This is a genomic window from Helicobacter valdiviensis (assembly GCF_003245365.1).
GTDB lineage: Bacteria > Campylobacterota > Campylobacteria > Campylobacterales > Helicobacteraceae > Helicobacter_D > Helicobacter_D valdiviensis.
The window spans coordinates 1-1727 of sequence record NZ_NBIU01000077.1 but is presented as its reverse complement, the minus strand read 5'-3'; the positions used below and the strand labels follow the sequence as shown (position 1 = coordinate 1727).

Here is a 1727-nt window from a genome sequence, read left to right as displayed (position 1 = left end):
GATTTTGGAAGTATCCCACAACTTTTTCAAAGCTTTCTCTCACCCATTGGCAAACCCACTAAGGCTTATGTAGTGCATGATTATTTATGCACTTTAGCAAATTTAGGAGTGATAGAGCGAAAAGTAGCGGATAAAGTTTTTAAGAGGGCTTTAAAAGCTTTAGGCTGTGGAAGGTTTAAAACCTATTTGCTTTATTTTAGTGTGAGGGCTTTTTCTTTAATAGTTGTGCCAATTAGGCAATTATTTAAAAAGATTTAAGGTTGCTTTATTCAAAAAATCTCTCTTAGGCGGGAAGTGGGAACCCTAGCTTTTACAAGTAAAAGCTGTCCCAACCACCACGAGAGCTTTTTTGCAATAAAGCCTAAATAAATTAATTTTAAAGGAGTAAAAATGGATTTTGGAATTTCTTATATCCCAAGTGGAGATCAAACAACTTTGCCTCCAAAAGAACCTATTGTAAAAAAAGAATATGCCACCAAAGAAGAAGTGCAAAGTCTAATTAGCACAAGTGAGGCAAAACAATCTAGTGAGGTAGATAGCAAGATAACTCAAGCAAAGAGTGAAATGGAAAGTAAATGCAATGAGCTAATTACTGAAGCGATTGCAGGACTTACTCCAAGTGAAGAAGAGCCACCCACAGAGGAGGAGCAAGGCGGAGCAGAAGTGCAGAGTGTAAAAGCTAAGAGTAAAAAGTAAATTAAAGGAGTTTAAATGGCAGCAAATTTTGGCGTAAATGTGACAATTACTAATGGAGCAGCAAGTCCTATTAAAATACAAAGTGATACTCCAATAGGTATTGCAGGAAGTATCAAGGGTGCAACAAAAGAAGCAATTTATAATCTAGCAGGTTACAAAGATACGACTGAAAATCCTATCTTTGCTTTTTCTAATGTATTAAAGGCTAAAGAGTTTGTAAGCACTCTAATAAAAGAGCAAAACTTACAAGATTATAGGCTTTATGATACATTAGATTGTATTTCTTTGCAGAATGTATCTTGCGTGATTATTATTAGCTTTTTTATAGAAGAGAGAGAAAGTGAGAATAATATTGCAGGTTGTATAGAAGCATTAGAGATGTTTAGAAAATCAAGACATAAAACTGGCTTTAGCCCTGATTTAATCATCGCTCCTTATTATTCAAGCGAGGCAGGAATTAAAGAGAAAATCCAAAGCTTATGTGAGGGACTAAAAATCACAGGTATTGTGGATTTATACGCACAAAATGTAGGAGAGGCAATAAATCTAATGGAGAGTTTTAGCACAAAAAGACTTATTGCAACTTTTCCACAAGCGCAAATTCTAAATTCAAGGGGTGAGTATTCCTTTGTTCCACAATCTCCTTTTATTGCTGCGATGATTGCCTATGCTGATGGAGAGGTGGAATATGGCTTTTCTAATTCTTATTCTAACAGAGTAGTAAATGGAATCACAGGAGTGGAGCATTTTATTGATTTTGTGATGGGTGAGGATTGTGATGCAGATAGACTAAGAAGTAATCAAATCTCAACCATTATTCTTTATGAGGGTTATAGAACTTGGGGAGGTGATACAAGCGATGAGGATACTATCTGGCAAGATTTAGCTAGAGTTAGAACCTTTGATAGAGTAGCCCTTGCAGGACAAAAAGCCTCTTTTAAAGCCATTGATAAAAAAGCAAGTGAGCTTTATTTTATTAAGCTTAGTGTTGAAGAAATGCTAAGAAATCTAAAAGGTGCTAAGGTGCTTGT

The 1727-nt window shown here is 35.5% G+C and carries 3 protein-coding genes; all 3 read left to right on the top strand.

From position 1 onward, the window contains the following. Positions 1-258, top strand: a 258-nt coding sequence (locus tag B6S12_RS10545; RefSeq protein WP_146239367.1) for a DUF1353 domain-containing protein, incomplete at its 5' end; no start/stop codon positions are given. 132 nt (positions 259-390) lie between these two features. Then, on the top strand, positions 391-696 hold the full coding sequence (locus B6S12_RS10540; RefSeq protein ID WP_111230724.1) for a hypothetical protein: 306 nt from the start codon (positions 391-393) through the stop codon (positions 694-696). Positions 697-711: 15 nt separating this feature from the next. Continuing rightward, the coding region (locus B6S12_RS10535; RefSeq protein WP_111230723.1) for a phage tail sheath family protein at positions 712-1727 on the top strand (1016 nt) is incomplete at its 3' end.

Bases quoted from the DNA above. Each gene is read 5' to 3' on its own strand.
- B6S12_RS10540 (WP_111230724.1), top strand. From the start codon at position 391: ATGGATTTTGGAATTTCTTATATCCCAAGTGGAGATCAAACAACTTTG.